16 protein-coding genes are annotated in these 17,334 nt (G+C 68.0%); 7 read left to right on the top strand and 9 right to left on the bottom strand.

Features of this window, described 5'->3' with window-relative positions; genetic code table 11:
- Positions 1-55 precede the first annotated feature (55 nt).
- Positions 56-1,531 (top strand): CCA tRNA nucleotidyltransferase, encoded by a 1,476-nt coding sequence (locus ACZ5XZ_RS09730; protein WP_468975872.1) that lies wholly within the window; start codon positions 56-58, stop codon positions 1,529-1,531.
- 123 nt (positions 1,532-1,654) lie between these two features.
- Here ACZ5XZ_RS09730 and ACZ5XZ_RS09725 read toward each other — a convergent pair whose 3' ends face one another.
- The 4 genes from ACZ5XZ_RS09725 to ACZ5XZ_RS09710 all read right to left on the bottom strand — a co-directional run bounded on the left by ACZ5XZ_RS09725 (position 1,655) and on the right by ACZ5XZ_RS09710 (position 5,476).
- Positions 1,655-2,212: an LppU/SCO3897 family protein gene (locus ACZ5XZ_RS09725; protein WP_468975870.1), complete on the bottom strand. Its 558-nt coding sequence runs from the start codon at positions 2,210-2,212 to the stop codon at positions 1,655-1,657.
- Between the two features lie 116 nt (positions 2,213-2,328).
- Positions 2,329-3,588, bottom strand: coding sequence for an MFS transporter (locus ACZ5XZ_RS09720; RefSeq protein WP_468975867.1), 1,260 nt, complete (start codon positions 3,586-3,588; stop codon positions 2,329-2,331).
- Positions 3,589-3,666: 78 nt separating this feature from the next.
- Positions 3,667-4,749 carry an inositol-3-phosphate synthase gene (locus ACZ5XZ_RS09715; protein WP_468975865.1) on the bottom strand — a complete coding sequence of 361 codons (1,083 nt, stop codon included), beginning with the start codon at positions 4,747-4,749 and terminating at the stop codon, positions 3,667-3,669.
- 46 nt (positions 4,750-4,795) lie between these two features.
- Complete coding sequence (locus ACZ5XZ_RS09710; RefSeq protein ID WP_384424246.1) at positions 4,796-5,476, bottom strand: PadR family transcriptional regulator; 681 nt, start codon at positions 5,474-5,476, stop codon at positions 4,796-4,798.
- Between the two features lie 361 nt (positions 5,477-5,837).
- Between ACZ5XZ_RS09710 and ACZ5XZ_RS09705 the strand changes: the two genes are divergently transcribed.
- Together ACZ5XZ_RS09705 and ACZ5XZ_RS09700 are read left to right on the top strand one after the other, a co-directional pair.
- On the top strand, positions 5,838-8,504 hold the full coding sequence (locus ACZ5XZ_RS09705; protein ID WP_468975862.1) for a transglycosylase domain-containing protein: 2,667 nt from the start codon (positions 5,838-5,840) through the stop codon (positions 8,502-8,504).
- A gap of 160 nt (positions 8,505-8,664) precedes the next feature.
- A complete protein-coding gene (locus ACZ5XZ_RS09700) occupies positions 8,665-10,146 on the top strand; it encodes a glycosyltransferase family 87 protein (RefSeq protein ID WP_468975860.1) in 1,482 nt (493 codons plus the stop codon).
- An 89-nt stretch (positions 10,147-10,235) separates the two neighbouring features.
- On the opposite strand, the gene ACZ5XZ_RS09695 is transcribed toward ACZ5XZ_RS09700, so the two are convergent.
- The 3 genes from ACZ5XZ_RS09695 to ACZ5XZ_RS09685 all read right to left on the bottom strand — a co-directional run bounded on the left by ACZ5XZ_RS09695 (position 10,236) and on the right by ACZ5XZ_RS09685 (position 12,912).
- Positions 10,236-11,267 (bottom strand): alanine racemase, encoded by a 1,032-nt coding sequence (locus ACZ5XZ_RS09695; protein WP_468975858.1) that lies wholly within the window; start codon positions 11,265-11,267, stop codon positions 10,236-10,238.
- 79 nt (positions 11,268-11,346) lie between these two features.
- Complete coding sequence (locus tag ACZ5XZ_RS09690) at positions 11,347-12,468, bottom strand: lipid II:glycine glycyltransferase FemX (protein WP_468975856.1); 1,122 nt, start codon at positions 12,466-12,468, stop codon at positions 11,347-11,349.
- A 138-nt stretch (positions 12,469-12,606) separates the two neighbouring features.
- On the bottom strand, positions 12,607-12,912 hold the full coding sequence (locus ACZ5XZ_RS09685) for a hypothetical protein (protein ID WP_468975854.1): 306 nt from the start codon (positions 12,910-12,912) through the stop codon (positions 12,607-12,609).
- Positions 12,913-13,142: 230 nt separating this feature from the next.
- Here ACZ5XZ_RS09685 and rpsF point away from each other — a divergent pair, with 230 nt between their 5' ends.
- The 4 genes from rpsF to rplI all read left to right on the top strand — a co-directional run bounded on the left by rpsF (position 13,143) and on the right by rplI (position 14,916).
- Entirely contained in the window at positions 13,143-13,433 is a 291-nt protein-coding gene (rpsF, locus tag ACZ5XZ_RS09680; protein ID WP_006604399.1) for a 30S ribosomal protein S6, read from the top strand.
- 82 nt (positions 13,434-13,515) lie between these two features.
- Entirely contained in the window at positions 13,516-14,103 is a 588-nt protein-coding gene (locus tag ACZ5XZ_RS09675) for a single-stranded DNA-binding protein (protein WP_384424252.1), read from the top strand.
- Positions 14,104-14,214: 111 nt separating this feature from the next.
- Positions 14,215-14,451, top strand: a complete 237-nt coding sequence (gene rpsR / locus ACZ5XZ_RS09670; RefSeq protein ID WP_003978893.1) for a 30S ribosomal protein S18 — start codon at positions 14,215-14,217, stop codon at positions 14,449-14,451.
- 18 nt (positions 14,452-14,469) lie between these two features.
- Positions 14,470-14,916 carry a 50S ribosomal protein L9 gene (gene rplI / locus ACZ5XZ_RS09665; RefSeq protein ID WP_468975851.1) on the top strand — a complete coding sequence of 149 codons (447 nt, stop codon included), beginning with the start codon at positions 14,470-14,472 and terminating at the stop codon, positions 14,914-14,916.
- A gap of 79 nt (positions 14,917-14,995) precedes the next feature.
- Here rplI and ACZ5XZ_RS09660 read toward each other — a convergent pair whose 3' ends face one another.
- Together ACZ5XZ_RS09660 and ACZ5XZ_RS09655 are read right to left on the bottom strand one after the other, a co-directional pair.
- On the bottom strand, positions 14,996-15,859 hold the full coding sequence (locus ACZ5XZ_RS09660; RefSeq protein ID WP_468975849.1) for a trypsin-like serine peptidase: 864 nt from the start codon (positions 15,857-15,859) through the stop codon (positions 14,996-14,998).
- Positions 15,860-15,900: 41 nt separating this feature from the next.
- A complete protein-coding gene (locus ACZ5XZ_RS09655) occupies positions 15,901-17,238 on the bottom strand; it encodes an MATE family efflux transporter (protein WP_468975847.1) in 1,338 nt (445 codons plus the stop codon).
- Positions 17,239-17,334 lie beyond the last annotated feature (96 nt).

Raw genomic sequence — 17,334 nt, 5'->3', positions numbered from 1 at the left:
TGTCCCCTTTATTACGTGACGCTTGGCGCCGCGCGGCCACGTACTCTGTTCTGTTGTGCCGAACGCCAACAATGACCTCCCCACCCCGCCCGCCGAGCAGAGCCCGCAGTCGACGAACGCGCTGAACCATGTGCAGCGGCGCGCCGTGAGCGAACTGCTGCGGGTCTCCCCTGTCGCGGACGACCTGGCCCGCCGATTCCAGGAGGCCGGGTTCACGCTTGCCCTGGTCGGCGGCTCGGTCCGGGACGCACTGCTGGGCCGGCTCGGCAACGACCTGGACTTCACCACCGATGCCCGCCCCGAGGACGTACTGAAGATCGTCCGGCCGTGGGCGGACGCGGTCTGGGAGGTCGGCATCGCCTTCGGCACGGTCGGCTGCAAGAAGGACTCGTTCGACATCGAGGTCACGACCTACCGTTCCGAGGCCTACGACCGCACCTCCCGCAAGCCCGAGGTGTCCTACGGCGACTCCATCGAGGACGACCTGGTCCGTCGGGACTTCACGGTGAACGCCATGGCGGTGCTGCTGCCGCAGAAGGAGTTCGTCGACCCGCACGACGGTCTGGAGGACCTGGCCGCCCGTGTCCTGCGGACGCCGGGCACGCCGGAGGAGTCGTTCTCGGACGATCCGCTGCGGATGATGCGGGCCGCCCGCTTCGCCGCCCAGCTGGACTTCGAGGTCGCCCCCGAGGTCGTCGCTGCGATGAAGGCGATGGCGGAGCGCATCGAGATCGTCTCGGCCGAGCGGGTACGGGACGAGCTGAACAAGCTGCTCCTGGCCCGGCACCCGCGGAAGGGCCTGCGGCTGTTCGTCGATTCCGGCCTGGCCGACCGGGTCCTGCCCGAGCTGCCGGCTCTGCGGCTGGAGAGTGACGAGCATCACCGGCACAAGGACGTCTACGAGCACTCGCTGACGGTGCTGGACCAGGCGATGGACCTTGAAGAGAACGGACCCGACCTGGTCCTGCGGCTGGCGGCCCTGCTGCACGACATCGGCAAGCCCAGGACGCGGCGCTTCGAGAAGGACGGCCGGGTCTCCTTCCACCACCACGAGGTGGTGGGCGCAAAGATGACCAAGAAGCGGATGACCGCGCTGAAGTACTCCAACGACATGGTCAAGGACGTCTCGCGTCTGGTGGAGCTGCATCTGCGCTTCCACGGCTATGGAACGGGAGAGTGGACGGACTCCGCGGTCCGCCGCTATGTGCGCGATGCCGGCCCCCAGCTGGAGCGGCTGCACAAGCTGACACGTTCGGACTGCACCACCCGCAACAAGCGCAAGGCCGCTGCGCTGTCGCGTGCCTACGACGGACTCGAAGAGCGCATCGCGAAGCTGCAGGAGCAGGAAGAGCTGGAGGCGATCCGGCCCGACCTGGACGGCAACGACATCATGCAGATCCTGGGCCTCCGTCCTGGGCCCGAGGTCGGCAAGGCGTACAAGCAGATGCTGGAGCTCCGACTGGAGCACGGTCCCATGGACCGGGAGGCAGCCATCGCCGCTCTGAAGGAGTGGTGGGCGACGCAGGGCTGATGTTTCACGTGAAACAGGCGGTCGGTGGGCCGCCATGTTTCACGTGAAACATGGCGCATGCGGCTGGGGCGGTGTTTCACGTGAAACACCGCCCCAAGGCCTATCCGGCGTGTTCGGTTCGCTCTACTTCGCCGGGGTCAGACAGAGCACCATGTGGGTGTCGGCGCGCTTACGACGCTGCACGGTCTTGGTGTACGCCGACTCCCCTGCAGGGCAGACGGAGGGGTCGGAGGTGTCGTTGTGCACCGCGGTCACCTTGTACTGGGCCTCCGAGATGCCGCAATCCACCACCTTGAGGCCGTCGTCGAGCGAGCTTGCGGACTTCTTCACGCAGTCACCGACCTCGGCGCTGTCCGCGTCGTCCAGGCTGGTGATCCAGAAGAACGCGAAGGCGATCAGCACGATGACGACGCCGATGCCCTTCAGGATCGCCTTGGGAGACCGGTTCTTGGCGGGACGCGGCGGCGGAACGGGAGCACCGCCCTGCATGTAGGGCTGCTGCGGTGGGGCGGGGTATCCCGGTTGCGGCTGCTGATAGCCGTACGGAGCCTGTGGCTGCTGAGGGTGGGCGTACCCGGGCTGGGGCTGACCGTAGGGAGCCTGGGGCGGCGGCGGTGCCTGCGGATACGGGTTCTGCCCGTACGGCGCCTGGCCGTATGGGTTCGGGCCTTGAGGCGGCATGGTTATGGAACTCCCCCGAAGTTTGATGTGTACAGGCTCGTGTAGGACGCCCGTAAGGTATCTGGTCCGTGCCACGGCCGCTGGGCCCGGTCGCCGGCATGCGGGGAGAGCGGCGCCTAATCGCTCCTCAAGCGCACCACTGCCGCGGCGACGAGTGCGTAGACCACGGTCACCATGAGGAGCAGAACGGTGGACCTGCCGTCCGGCGGCAGTATGAGGGCGGCAACCACGGCGGCACCGACGAAGGCGACGTTGAACAGCACGTCGTAGACGGCGAAGATCCGGCCGCGGAACGCATCGTCGACCGTCGACTGGACGACCGTGTCCGTGGAGATCTTGGTTCCCTGTGTGCCGAGACCGAGCACGAAGGCGGCGGCCAGCATCGGCCCCGGCGTGAAGAACAGGCCGAGCGCCGGCACCAGCACCGCGCCCATGGCGGCACAGCAGGCGATCCAGCCGAACGCGGTCAAGCGCGCCACCGCCCACGGGGTGACGACGGCGGCCATGAAGAAGCCCGCGCCCGACACCAAGACGGTGATTCCGAGCAGTGCCAGGCCCTCGGATTCGGTCTCGGCCCAGGAGTACCGGCACAGCATCAGCACCATCACCGTCAGCGCTCCGTAGCAGAAGCGGATGAGGGTCATCGCGGCCAGCGCACGGGCCGGGGTCCGTCGCTCGGCGAGATGACGCAACCCCTCGGCGAGACCTCGTACGGTGCTCAGCAGGGCTTCTCGCAGGTGCGGGTGGAGGTCGGTGCGATCGGGGCCGAGCAGCTGTGGCGTCATGCGCAGCGCGGTGAGCGACGAGCAGAAGTAGAGGGCCGCGGCCAGCAGCACGACCAACGCGTCCACATCCGAGCCGGCCAGCCGGACCGCGAAGGCGAGTCCGCCGCCCGCCGTCGCGGCGAGCGTGCCGGCGGTGGGGGCAAGGGAGTTGGCCATGACCAGCTGTTGTCCACCGTCGACGACCCGAGGCAGCGCGGCCGAGAGCCCGGCCAGGACGAAGCGGTTCACAGCCGTCACCGACAGGGCCGAGGCGTAGAAGAGCCAGTCGGGGACGTCCGACACGATCAGTGCGGCCGTCGCCATGGCCAGCAGTGTGCGCAGCAGATTGCCGTAGAGCAGGACCTGGCGGCGCCGCCAGCGGTCGAGCAGCACGCCGGTGAACGGCCCGAGCAGCGAGTACGGCAGCAGCAGGATCGCCATGGCGGAGGCGATCGCCGCGGGTGAGGTCTGCTTCTCGGGCGAGAAGACGACGTAGGTGGCCAGCGCGACCTGGAAGACCCCGTCGGCCGCCTGGGACAGAAGCCGTGCGGCAAGAAGCGAACGGAAGTCACGTAGCCGGAGTAATACGCGGAGGTCGCGCACAGCATGCATGAGGCACAGCCTCACACAGCCCGCAGGCCCCCGGATGGAATACCCGGAGGCCTGCGGAGGAAGGTCGCGGAGGGCGCGTCAGCGCTCGACCTCACCGCTGATGAACTTCTCGACGTTCTCCCGCGCCTCGTCATCGAAGTACTGCACCGGCGGCGACTTCATGAAGTACGAGGACGCGGAGAGGATCGGGCCACCGATGCCCCGGTCCTTGGCGATCTTCGCGGCGCGCAGCGCGTCGATGATGACGCCCGCGGAGTTGGGGGAGTCCCAGACCTCGAGCTTGTACTCGAGGTTCAGCGGGACGTCGCCGAAGGCGCGGCCCTCGAGGCGGACGTAGGCCCACTTGCGGTCGTCCAGCCACGCCACGAAGTCCGAGGGACCGATGTGGACGTTGTCCTCGCCCAGCTCACGGTCCCGGATCTGGGAGGTGACGGCCTGCGTCTTGGAGATCTTCTTGGACTCCAGGCGCTCGCGCTCGAGCATGTTCTTGAAGTCCATGTTGCCGCCGACGTTCAGCTGCATCGTGCGGTCCAGGACGACGCCCCGGTCCTCGAAGAGCTTGGCCATCACGCGGTGCGTGATCGTGGCGCCGACCTGCGACTTGATGTCGTCACCGACGATCGGGACACCGGCCTCGGTGAACTTGTCCGCCCACTCCTTGGTGCCGGCGATGAAGACCGGGAGGGCGTTGACGAACGCGACCTTGGCGTCGATGGCGCACTGGGCGTAGTACTTCGCGGCGTCCTCGGAGCCGACAGGGAGGTAGCAGACCAGGACGTCGACCTGCTTGTCCTTGAGGACCTGGACGATGTCGACCGGGGCCTCGGGGGACTCCTCGATGGTCTGGCGGTAGTACTTGCCCAGGCCGTCGAGGGTGTGGCCGCGCTGGACCTGCACGCCGGCGTTCGGCACGTCGCAGATCTTGATGGTGTTGTTCTCGCTGGCGCCGATGGCGTCCGCGAGGTCGAGGCCGACCTTCTTGGCGTCTACGTCGAAGGCCGCCACGAACTCGATGTCACGCACGTGGTAGTCGCCGAACTGCACGTGCATGAGGCCGGGCACGCGGCTCTTCGGGTCGGCGTCCTTGTAGTACTCGACGCCCTGTACCAGCGAGGCGGCGCAGTTGCCCACGCCGACGATGGCTACGCGAACCGAACCCATTCCGGTTGCTCCCTGTGTTCTCGATGAGGACCTGCACAGCAGAGCCTCATGTGGTGGTGTCATCGGACGGATCCGGCCGGGAACCACCCCGGTGCCGGGGCAGGCCGCCCGTATCTCCTGACTGGTTCTTCATGTCATGCGCTGCGGGACCCGGTGCGCGCTGATCGCGCCCGGCGCGCTCACTCTCGATGAGCTCGTTCAACCAACGGACTTCGCGCTCCACGGATTCCATGCCGTGGCGTTGCAGTTCGAGGGTGTAGTCGTCCAGCCGCTCGCGGGACCTGGCCAAGGAGGTGCGCATCTTCTCAAGGCGCTCCTCCAGCCGGCTGCGGCGGCCTTCCAGCACCCGCATCCGCACGTCCCGCGACGTCTGGCCGAAGAATGCGAAGCGGACGCCGAAGTGCTCGTCCTCCCACGCATCCGGTCCGGAGTGGGCGAGCAACTCCTCGAAGTGCTCTTTGCCCGATGCGGTCAATCGGTAGACGATCTTGGCTCGGCGCCCTGTCAGAGCCGCGGCGGGAACGCCCTCCGGAGCGTCGTCCGTCTCCTCGGCGATCCAGCCGCTCGCGACCAGCGCCTTGAGGCACGGGTAGAGGGTGCCATAGCTGAACGCACGGAACACCCCGAGCGAGGTGTTGAGCCGTTTTCGCAGCTCGTAGCCGTGCATCGGGGACTCGCGGAGCAGGCCGAGGACGGCGAACTCGAGGATGCCGGAACGTCTGGTCATCCTCCGCCTCCTCGGCCCGATGCGTTCTTTATCTCGTGCTGATGTATCGACTCGATACATCCAGACGATAGAACGGGCATCGGAGGGGGACAAGGGGGGAGGTGGTGAACGGCGTCACATCACCGATTCGTGCGAGGCAACCTGACTGATTTGGAGTGAATTTCAACACTGGGCAGGTTTTGGCCGTGCGTAGTCTGTGCGGCATGCAGACTGCCGGGAACCGTGGGCCGATATCTGGCGTCCCCGTCCTCGGTGTATTGCGGCTCGTGCCTTTGGCGTGGGCCGTGCATCGGGGGGACCTGAAGACAACTGCCGCCTTCAGGCGACGAGATAGCGCGCCTGCCCGAGGAGTATTCGTTCCATGAGCGAGCACCGTCGCAAACCGCCACAGCCGCAGAGTGGCGGACGTGCCGCGGCCCGACGCGCCGCACAAGAGTCATCGGGGCGCCGTGGCGCCCGATCGCGTGGCTCCGCTGCCGGTCCATCCCCTTACGGTGACCCTTCCGGGCATGAGTCGCGGACGGGCGGTCGGGCCGAGGCCCGCAGGGCTGCCCAGCGCGGCGGCCGCCGTAGGGGGGCCGACGCCTCGATGGCGGGCTCCGGTGCCGGCGGCCATGGCGGTGGAGGCCGCCGTGGCGGTGGTGGCGGCGGCCCCGAGGGCGGCCGCGGCCGCGGGCGTGGCGACGGGCGACCCGCCAAGCGGCGTCTGATCGACTACCCGCGCGCCAACAAGGTCGGCTGGCGGCGCTTTGTGCCGTCGTGGAAGCAGGTCACCAGCCTGTGCGTCGGATTCGCCGGTCTGATCGTGGGCGTATCCGGCGTCGCGCTGGCCCTGGTGAGCGTGCCGAACGAGAGCGACGCCGCCAAGTCGCAGAACAACGTCTACCTCTGGGCCAATGGCGACGTCATGGCTCGCGACGGTAAGACCAACCGGCAGAACATCGACATAAAAGACATTCCGCCGTCCATGCAGAATGCAGCGATCGCGGCGGAGAACGCGTCCTTCCGGACGGACTCCGGAGTGGACCCGATGGGTATCGCGCGTGCCGTGTTCAACATGGCCAGGGGCGGCGAGACCCAGGGTGGCTCGACCATCACTCAGCAGTACGTCAAGAACGCCATGCTGAACCAGCAGCAGACCTTCGATCGCAAGTTCAAGGAGCTGTTCATCGCGATCAAGGTCGGCTGGCGGATGGACAAGCCGAAGATCCTGCAGGGGTATCTGAACACCAGCTACTACGGTCGCGGTGCCTACGGGATCCAGGCGGCGGCCCAGGCGTACTACGGCAAGAACGCCGACAAGCTGAAGCCGGACGAGGGCGCATTCCTCGCGACCGTGCTCAAGGGCGCCGACCTGTACGACCCGGCGGGGGGCACCGGCCCGGGAGCCACTCGGGAGGCGAACACCAAGCGCGCCATCGCGCGGTGGAAGTGGATCCTCGACCGGGAGGTCGAGAACGGCCTCATGTCGAAGTCGGAGCGGGCCGAGTACACGACGTTCCCCAAGCCCATCACTCCCAAGCCGGTGGCCAGCAAGAGCGGTCAGATCGGCTATCTGATGGACACCGCCAAGAAGTACGTGCTGAAGCACGGGGACATCAGCGAGGCCCAGTTCGACAAGGGCGGCTACACGATCCGGACGACCTTCGACAAGAAGAAGACCCGTCAGCTCGCTGACTCCGTCAAGAAGGTCCACAAGCGGTACATCAACCCCAAGGAGCGCGAGAAGGACAAGTACGTCCAGTTCGGTGGTGCTTCCGTGGTGCCGGGGGACGGCAAGATCGTTGCCCTGTACGGCGGCGAGGGCTATGACAAGGGCCACTTCAGCAACAACGCCGACACCTTCGGTGTGCCGGTCGGCTCGACCTGGAAGCCGTTCGTGCTCGCGGCGGCGATGAAGTACGGCGTGCCCGCGACCGAGCCCCAGGGGCTCTCGCCCCTCAGCCGGTACAACGGCAATGACCATCTCAAGGTGAAGAAGGCGGACGGCACCTACGTCCTCAAGCGGGACAACTCGCCCTTCTACCAGGAGAACGAGAGCGCCCATCGCTGGGGCTACATCTCCTTGGTCAAGGCGATGGAGCAGTCCGTCAACACCCCGTTCGTGCAGCTCGGCATGGATGTCGGGATGGCGAAGGTCCGGGACATGGCGCAGGCCGCGGGCATCTCGCCAGCCAGCTTCGACAAGAACCTCAACCCGTCCTTCGCACTGGGCACCTCCACACCGAGCGCGATTCGCATGGCCGACGCCTATGCGACGTTCGCCGCGTCGGGCACGAAGGTGGAGCCGTACTCCGTGACCAAGGTGACGTTCGAGGGCGAGGACCAGCCGGGCTTCGAGAAGCCCAGCCAGGAGACGGCGATGGACTCCAACATCGCCAACAACGTGACCAAGGTCCTGGAGAACGTCATCGACAACGGCACGGCGAAGGACGCCAACCGGCTGAACATGCCGGCCGCGGGCAAGACCGGTACCACCGACGAGAACAAGTCGGCCTGGTTCGTCGGCTACACCAAGCAGCTCTCGACGGCCATCACGATGTTCCGCGAGGACGCGCAGAATCCGCGCCAGCTGTCCATGAACGGAGTCGGCGGCTTCGACTCGATTCACGGTGGTGCGCTGCCGACCGAGGTGTGGACCGAGTACATGCTGCAGGCGATGAACGGCGTCACCCCGGAGCCGTTCCCGGCCGCCATCCCGATCGGAGAGCGGGCGGACGAAGCGGGTATGCCGTCCCCGACGCCGACTCCCACCCCGTCGGACACCCCCTCGGCGACCCCGTCGGAGACTGCCACCGAGTCCGCTCCCCCGTCGGACAGCCCGAGCCCGACTCCGACCAAGCCCTGTTCTCCCTGGGACGTCAACTGCAACGACAACGGTGGGACGACCACCGGCGGCGGACCGGGTGGCGACACCGGGGGCGAGACGAGCACTCCCACCGTGGACCCGGGTAGCAGTGGCGGAGGCAACGGGAACGCCAACGGCGGAGGTAACGGAGGCTTGTTCGGTGGCCCGTCCGGCTCATAGGCACCGCGCCGGCCGTTTCACGTGAAACATGGCGCCGACCGTTTCACGTGAAACAACGGTGACCGTTTCACGTGAAACATGAGCCACGAAGCCCCTGCCCGGCTTGCCGGGACAGGGGCTTCGCCATGTTCTGCGCCTGGTCGTACGGCAGGATGGGGCCATGACGAGCGTGCGACAGGATGAGCCGGTACGGCCGACAAGGCGGGATGAGGTGGCGGCGGCCGGCAGCGAGCTGGTCGGAGGTCCGCTCGGCCGGCGCGCCCTGCTCGGTACGCACTGGCTGACACCGGTGCGGGTCGTCGCACTCGTCGCCATCGGGATGTTCGCGCTCGGCATGGTGCAGAAGCTGCCTTGCTACAACGGCGGCTGGTTCTTCGGGGCGACGAGCCAGTACACCCATGCCTGCTACTCCGACATCCCCCATCTCTATGCGGGGCGAGGCTTCGCGGACGGGCTGATCCCGTACTTCGACCGGCTGCCCGGCGATATGGAGTACCTCGAGTACCCGGTGCTCACCGGCGTCTTCATGGAGGTCGCCTCATGGATGACACCGAACGCGGGGACGATCCAGTACCGGGAGCAGATCTACTGGCTGGTCAACGCCGGGATGCTGATGATCTGCGCCGCCGTGATCGCGGTGTGCGTGGCCCGTACGCATCGGCGCCGCCCCTGGGACGGCCTCCTCGTCGCCCTGGCACCCGCCTTCGCCCTCACCGCGACCATCAACTGGGACCTGCTGGCCATCGCCCTGACCGCCGGCGGGATGCTGATGTGGTCACGCAGCCGCCCGCTGAAGGCAGGGATGCTGATCGGCCTGGCAACCGCGGCGAAGCTGTACCCGGTGCTGCTGCTGGGCCCGCTGCTGGTGCTGTGCTGGCGGGCGGGAGCCTGGCGCGCGTTCGGGAAGGCAGCGGCCGGAGCGGTGGGGTCCTGGCTGGTGGTGAACCTGCCGGTGATGATCACGCACGATGCGACGGGGTTCCATATCCGCGAGGGCTGGGCGAAGTTCTACACCTTCAGCCAGGAGCGGCCCATCGACTTCGGTTCGATCTGGTTGCTGATCTCGCAGCGCACCGGCAATCCGCTGGAGAACGCCAACACCTATGCCACGCTGCTGATGCTCCTGGGCTGTGCCGCCATCGGGGTGCTGACCCTCTACGCGCCTCGGCGGCCGCGGTTCGCCCAGCTCGCGTTCCTCGTCGTCGCGCTGTTCATCCTCACCAACAAGGTCTACTCGCCGCAGTACGTCCTGTGGCTGACCCCGCTCGCCGTGCTGGCCCGGCCACGCTGGCGGGACTTCCTCGTCTGGCAGGCCTGCGAGGTCATGTACTTCCTGGGGATCTGGATGTACCTCGCCTACACCGGCAGCGGCGACAAGCACCAAGGCCTGCCGCCGGAGGGCTACCAGCTGGCCATCGCGCTGCACCTCCTGGGCACCCTCTACCTGTGCGCCGTGGTCGTACGGGACATTCTGATGCCGGAGCGCGACGTGGTCCGCAGGGACGGTGACGACGATCCGTCGGGCGGTGTCCTGGACCGCAGCCCCGATGTCTTCGTGCTCGGCAGGACGTACCACCCGCCCCGGCACGCGGTGCACTTCGAGGGGGCGCCACGGGTGCGCTGGGGCGTCGTACGGGACTGAGCCGGGGCCGGTGGCGCATGCACGGGGCCCGGTGCCGCAGAGAAGGTCTGCGGCACCGGGCCCTTGGTGTGCGGTGGAGCGCCGGCGGCTCAGCGGTCCACGAGGCGGTCGAACTGCGTGGTGGTGTGCCGCAGATGGGCCACCAGCTCCTCGCCGACCTGCGGCTGCGGAGCGTCCCCCGGCACGAACAGGATCGACACCTGCATGTGCGGCGGCTCCGCGAACCAGCGCTGCTTCCCGGCCCAGACATACGGCGCGAGATTGCGGTTGACGGTCGCCAGACCGGCCCGGGCCACGCCCTTGGCACGCGGCATCACACCGTGCAGCGCCTTGGGGGACTCCAGGCCCACACCGTGCGAGGTGCCGCCCGCCACCACGACCAGGTAGCCGTCGGAGGCCGCCTTCTGCTGGCGGTAGCCGAAGCGCTCGCCCTTCGACACCCGGGTGACGTCGAGCACCGAGCCGCGGTACTCGGTGGCTTCGTGGTCGCCGAGCCACAGCCGCGTACCGATCCGCGCGCGGAAGCGGGTCTGCGGGAACTGCTGCTGGAGGCGGGCGAGTTCATCGGCCTTGAGGTGGCTGACGAACATGGTGTGCAGTGGGAGGCGGGCGGCGCGGAGCCGGTCCATCCAGCCGATGACCTCATCGACCGCGTCGGAGCCGTCGGCACGGTCCAGCGGCAGGTGGATCGCGAAGCCCTCGAGCCGGACGTCCTCGATGGCCGTGGCCAGTTTCGGCAGGTCCTCCGGCTTGACGCCATGGCGCTTCATGCTGCTCATGACCTCGATGACGACCCGGGCGCCGACCAGGCCGCCGACGCCCTCGACCGAGGAGACCGAGCGGATCGCCCGGTCGGGCAGCGGCACCGGCTCCTCGCCGTGCCGGAACGGGGTCAGGACGAGCAGGTCACCGCTGAAGAAGTCCTTGATACGGGCCGCTTCGTAGGTCGTCCCGACCGCGAGGATGTCGGCGCCCAGGCGGGTCGCCTCGTCGGCGAGGCGCTCATGGCCGAAGCCGTAGCCGTTGCCTTTGCAGACCGGGACCAACCCGGGGAACTGCTGGAGAACGCTCTGCTGATGCGCCCGCCAGCGCGCGGTGTCGACGTAGAGGGTGAGCGCCATGGCCGGGGCCGGAACCTTTCTCGTAGCGGAGTGTCTCAGGGTACGAAACGGTGCGGGGGAGCTGCCGCCGGTGCGCAGGCTATCCGCGGAGCGACATCGCGATGTCGAACGCCTTCTGCAGGACCTTGCTGAGCGGGAAGTCCCACTCGCCGAGGTACTCCGCCGCCTGCCCACCCGTGCCGACCTTGAACTGGATCAGACCGAAGAGGTGGTCGTTCTCGTCCAGGGAGTCGCTGATGCCGCGGAGGTCGTAGACCGAGGCGTCGAGCTTGTAGGCGTCCTGCAGCATCTGCCACTGCATGGCGTTGGAGGGACGGACCTCCCGGCCGATGTTGTCGGAGGCGCCGTAGGAGTACCAGACGTGCCCGCCGACGACCAGCATCGTCGCGGCCGACAGGTTCACACCGTTGTGCCGCGCGAAGTACAGCCGCATGCGGTTGGGGTCCTCGGCGTTGAGCGCCTTCCACATGCGCTGGAAGTAGCCGAGGGGGCGCGGCGTGAACCGGTCGCGCTCCGCGGTGATCTCGTAGAGGCGCTGCCATTCGGCCAGATCGTCGTAGCCGCCCTGGACGACCTCGACGCCGGCCTTCTCGGCCTTCTTGATGTTCCGGCGCCACAGCTGGTTGAAGCCCTTGTGGACCTCTTCGAGGGAACGATTGGCCAGGGGCACCTGGAAGACATAGCGGGGCTGCACGTCGGCGAAGCCGGCGCCGTCCTCCTCACCCTGCTGCCAGCCCATACGGCGCAGCTGGTCGGCCACCTCGAAGGCGCGCGGCTCGATGTGCGTCGCCTCGACCTGACGCAGGCGCTTGACGTCCGGGTCCTGGATGCCGGCCTTGATCGCTGCGGCGTCCCAGCGGCGGATGACGACCGGAGGACCCATCTTCACGGTGAAGGCGCCCTGCTTCTTGAGGTGCGCCAGCATCGGCTCGAGCCAGTCCTTGAGGTTCGGCGTGAACCAGTTGATGACCGGCCCCTCGGGCAGATACGCGAGGTAGCGCTTGACCTTGGGCACCTGGCGGTAGAGCACCAGGCCGGCGCCGACCAGCTCGCCGCTCGCGTCGAACCAGCCCAGGCTCTCCGAACGCCATTCGGCCTTCACGTCCGCCCAGGCCGGAACCTGCATGTGGCTCGCCGCGGGCAGGCTCTGGATGTACGCCAGATGCTGCTCTCGGCTGATGGTCCTCAGGGTCAGGCTCATGCGGGGCGCTCCTCGGCAGGTGTGTCCCCATGGTCGGGGCTCCGGCTCTCGCGCCGAAGCCTACTGTGACCGGGGAGCGCCCCGTCTGGGCCGTACGGGCTGGGCCCCGTATGCCACACGGTGAGACGGCCGGGCGCCTCAGCCGATGAGTCCGCCGAATGCCACACCTAGGTAGAAACCGAAGGCGGACGCGCCCAGCCCGATGATCAACAGGAAGCGTTCGCCTGTCGTCGACGAGATGAACTGGCCCCACAGGCCGGTGCCGATTCCGATGAGACCGACCCAGGAACTGATCAGGTGCAGACTGGGAGAGAGCGTGGTGAAGGCGGCGATCGCGCCGAGCACCAGGGTGACGAGGGCGAAGGTGTTCTCGACGGGATGCTCCTTGCCGTCGCTGTTGAGAAGCGAGAGCAGGTCGCGCTGGGTCCTAGCTGCCTGTGCCATGCGGCACCTCCGATGACAGGGCGGCGCACTGTAACGCCGCTCACACCCGTTGTGTTCCAGATTGAGGGGTGCACCGGCCGGATTTCAACCGGAAGGCTTCAGGCAGGTACTCTGTACGGTCTGCGCCCATGTCTGTCCGGATGACCGGCCGGGCTCGGCGCGGAAACGCATATTGACCCTCCTGCCACGGAACGACCGTGGCCGCTGAGTCCAAAGGAGGTGGGTTCACCATGCGTCACTACGAGGTGATGGTCATCCTCGACCCCGATCTCGAGGAGCGCGCTGTCTCCCCGCTGATCGAGAACTTCCTCTCCGTCGTCCGCGAGGGCAACGGAAAGGTCGAGAAGGTCGACACCTGGGGCCGTCGTCGTCTCTCTTACGAGATCAAGAAGAAGCCCGAGGGCATCTACTCGGTCATCGACCTGCAGGCCGAGCCTGCGGTCGTCAAGGAGCTCGACCGTCAGATGAACCTGAACGAGTCGGTCCTCCGGACCAAGGTCCTCCGTCCCGAGACCCACTGAGCGCCTCAGCGTTCAGCGGTAACCGGGTCCGAGTAGCAGCAACACCAGCAGCCAGCAGCACACCCGCCGAGAGGTTCCCCTAATGGCAGGCGAGACCGTCATCACGGTTGTCGGCAATCTTGTCGACGACCCCGAGCTGCGCTTCACCCCGTCCGGTGCGGCGGTTGCGAAGTTCCGCGTCGCATCCACCCCCCGCACCTTCGACCGTCAGACCAATGAGTGGAAGGACGGCGAGAGCCTGTTCCTGACCTGCTCGGTGTGGCGTCAGGCGGCTGAGAACGTCGCCGAGTCCCTTACGCGGGGTACCCGCGTGGTCGTACAGGGCCGCCTCAAGCAGCGCTCGTACGAGGACCGCGAGGGCGTGAAGCGCACGGTCTACGAGCTCGACGTCGAGGAAGTGGGCGCGAGCCTCAAGAACGCCACGGCCAAGATCACCAAGACCAGCGGTCGTGGTGGCCAGGGCGGCGGCTTCGGCGGCGGTCAGCAGGGCGGTGGCCAGGGTGGCGGCGGCTGGGGCGGCGGCCCCGGCGGCGGTCAGCAGGGCGGCGGCGCTCCTGCCGACGACCCGTGGGCGACCAGCGGCCCTGCCGGCGGCGGCCAGCAGGGTGGCGGCGGCGGTGGCTGGGGCGGTAGCTCCGGCGGTGGCTACTCGGACGAGCCGCCCTTCTAGGTCTCTGTATCCGGACCGGATCCGCGTTGTTTCACGTGAAACAGCGCCGTGAAACGGCCGGGGGCCTTGAGGGCGTCAGCACAAACTTCTTGAACTCATTGGAGAGAGACAATGGCGAAGCCGCCTGCTCGCAAGCCTAAGAAGAAGGTTTGCGTGTTCTGCAAGGAGAAGATCTCCTACGTCGACTACAAGGACACGAACCTGCTGCGGAAGTTCATCTCCGACCGCGGCAAGATCCGTGCCCGCCGAGTCACCGGCAACTGCACTCAGCACCAGCGTGACGTCGCCACGGCCGTGAAGAACAGCCGTGAGATGGCGCTGCTGCCCTACACGTCCACCGCGCGATAAGGGAAGGGTGACCGACTCATGAAGATCATCCTCACCCACGAGGTCTCCGGCCTCGGCACCGCCGGCGACGTCGTTGACGTCAAGGACGGATACGCCCGCAACTACCTGGTCCCGCGCGGTTTCGCGATCCGCTGGACCAAGGGTGGCGAGAAGGACGTCGAGCAGATCCGCCGCGGTCGCAAGATCCGCGAGATCGCCACGATCGAGCAGGCCAACGAGATCAAGGGCCAGCTCGAGGGCGTCAGCGTGAAGCTGGCCGTCCGTGCCGGCGACGCGGGCCGCCTGTTCGGCTCCGTCACCCCGGCCGACGTCGCTGCGGCGATCAAGGCCGCTGGTGGTCCGGACGTCGACAAGCGTCGTGTCGAGCTCGGCTCGCCGATCAAGACCCTGGGCGCGCACCAGGTCTCCGTGCGTCTGCACGCCGAGGTCGTTGCGAAGCTGGGCGTCGAGGTCGTCGCCGCCTGATCGCAGGACACCGCAGAAGGGCCGCACTCCGTCATCGGGGTGCGGCCCTTCGCCGTGCCGGGGTGTAAGAGGCCCGGGCTCAGTCCTCGTCCTGGGCGTGCTTGTACAGCTCGGCGATGTCGTCGTCGAAGTACGCCGCGTAGGAGACATCGTCCTCGTCGCCGCCGCCCTCATGGCCGCCCAGGACGCCGATGACCGTGCCGGTGTGGCTCTTGGGGTCGTAGTCGGCGAGCCAGGGGCTGCCGCTCGTACCGCCCTCGAAGTCGGTGCACTGGACGCGCATCTGGGTGTCGCTGTACTTCGTGGTGCGGTTCTGGCACGAGATCGGGGAGTTTCGGCTGGTGGGATAGCCGGTGATCTTGACCTCGTTGTCGAAGCCACGGTCTATGCCCAGCGTGTTCCCGCCCAGGACGTCCTGGATCTGCTCGCCGTCCTTCTTGTCGAGGATGAGGAAGGCGACGTCGAGGTCCTCGTCCTGCGACTTGGCCCAGCGGTCGTCGACGATCACCTTCCTGACCTTCCACAGGCCCGAGGGCTCTTCGCCGTCGCGGTAGTCGGGAGCGAAGAGGAGATCGTCCACCGTGGAACCGGCGTCGGCGTCGAAGGCGCAGTGCGCCGCCGTGATCAGCATGTTGCGGCCCGGGCTCTGCACCACACTCGCGGTGCAGAAGTGGTCGCCGGAGTCGTTCTTCTCGAAGACCACGCCGACCCGGGCGTTCTGCTCGGTCCGGCGCGGGGTGTACGCATTGCCGATGTCGGCCGGCGCCGTCGCGGCGGGATCCTGGTCCTGGGGGTCCTGGCCCGCCTCGCCGGACTTGCCGAAGCTGCTGTGGCCGATGCCGCCGTGGGTATCGGACTCCTCCGCGGCGTAGCCCACCACGGCAGCGGCCATGATGACGACGAACGTCATGGGCAGCACGGACTTCCTGGCAAGCGAGCGCACCCCGTCATTATCGACATGCACTGTGTGTTGCGGGAGGTGGTTCAGCGGGAGGCCCCGGTCACAATCCACCGGCCGGAGCGGGTGCGCAGCCAGAGCGTCGCCATACGGACGGCCATCATCAGCGCCATCGCCCACCACAGGGCGACCAGTCCGCCGCCGAAGGCCGGTACGGCGAGCGCGGCCGGCACGAACAGGGCCAGCGTCACCACCATCGCCCAGGCGAGATACGGGCCGTCGCCCGCGCCCATCAGGACGCCGTCGAGTACGAAGACGATCCCGGCGACCGGCTGGGTCACGGCCACGACCAGGAGCGTGGTCAGCAGCGGGTCCTGCACGGCGGGGTCGGCGGTGAACAGCGGAGTGAACACCGGGCGGGCGAGCGCGACCAGCACACCGAGCACCAGGCCCGAGGCGATGCCCCACTGGATCATGCGGCGGCAGGCGGCCCGGGCTCCGTCGCGGTCGCCCGCGCCGAGGTAGCGGCCTATGATGGCCTGCCCCGCTATGGCTATCGCGTCCAGCGCGAAGGCCAGCAGGGACCACAGCGTGAGCACGATCTGGTGGGCGGCGACCTCGGCGTCGCCGAGCCGGGCGGCGATGGCGGTGGCGATCATCAGCACAGCGCGCAGCGAGAGCGTACGGACCAGCAGCGGAACGCCGGCCTGGGCACAGGCGCGGATCCCCACGGCGTCGGGGCGGAGCGAGGCACCGTGCCGTCGGGCGCCGCGGATCACCACGGCGAGGTAGGCGGCGGCCATGGCGCACTGGGCGATGACCGTGCCCCAGGCGGAGCCCGCGATGCCGAGGCCGGCGCCGTAGACCAGGGCGACATTGAGCGCGGCGTTGGCGGAGAAGCCGCCGAGGGCGACGTAGAGCGGGGTCTTGGTGTCCTGGAGGCCGCGGAGCACGCCGGTGGCGGCCAGCACGACGAGCATCGCGGGTATGCCGAGCGCGCTGATGCGCAGATAGACGGTGGCGTGCGGGGCGGCGGTGGCCGAGGCACCGAAGGCTTCGACGAGCCAGGGGGCGGTGGGCAGCACGGCCGCGACGACCCCCGCGCCGAGCAGCAGGGCGAGCCAGATGCCGTCCATGCCCTGGCGGATCGCCGCGGGCAGGTCGCCCGCGCCGACCCGTCGGGCGACCGCCGCGGTGGTGGCGTAGGCGAGGAAGACGAAGACGGCGACGGCGGTGGTCAGCAGGCCGGCGGCGACGCCGAGGCCGGCGAGCTGGGAGGTGCCGAGGTGGCCGATGACGGCGCTGTCGACCATGACGAAGAGGGGTTCCGCGACCAGTGAGCCGAAGGCGGGCAGGGCCAGAGCGATGATCTCGCGGTCGTGGCGGCGGTCGGAGCGCCGCCGGGTCGCGGGAGCCGGTGTCATGGACTCAATCTAATCTTCCACAGGTAAGAGACGCAAACCCTTTGTGATCCTTACTTTCCGTTGGGCGGAGCCTCCTCCTCCGTGCCGTTTGTCGTG

This window comes from Streptomyces sp. NPDC033270, assembly GCF_055576575.1.
This window is presented reverse-complemented; position numbering and strand designations above follow the sequence as displayed.